Genomic DNA, 440 nt, shown 5'->3' with positions numbered 1-440 from the left:
CGCCGCGCCGATGCCGATCTCGGCCACGGGGCCGAGGCTGCGGTTGGACGCGAGGTCGGACAGCAGGAGGCACAGCAGCCCCGCGACGACGGTCCCCGCGCTGGCGGCGACGGGCTCGAGCGTCTGGCGCCACGCGACGCGCATCGCGTCCGCCGGGTGCTCGGCGTGCCGCAGCTCCTCGCGGTAGCGCGCGACGAGCAGGAGCGAGTAGTCGACGGCGGCGCCGACGACGAGGATCGAGAGGATGCCCTGCGCCTGGCCGTTGAGGACGAGCACGCCCGCGTCGGCGAGCTCGTAGACCACCAGCCCGGCGAGCGCGAGCGCGAACACGGCCGTGAGGATGACGACGAACGGCAGGAACGGGGACCGGTAGACGACGACGAGGATGAGCAGGACCGCGCCGAGCGCGACGAGCAGGACCAGGTCGGCGAAGCCGGCGA

General features: G+C 74.1%; 1 protein-coding gene. It reads right to left on the bottom strand.

What is annotated here, in order from left to right:
- Window positions 1–440 (bottom strand): MMPL family transporter (locus tag G3I71_RS47790; protein ID WP_164325222.1); only part of this gene is annotated, 440 nt, incomplete at both ends.

This window comes from Streptomyces sp. SID12501, from assembly GCF_010550245.1.
In the GTDB taxonomy this organism is placed as follows: domain Bacteria; phylum Actinomycetota; class Actinomycetes; order Streptomycetales; family Streptomycetaceae; genus Streptomyces.
This window is presented reverse-complemented; position numbering and strand designations above follow the sequence as displayed.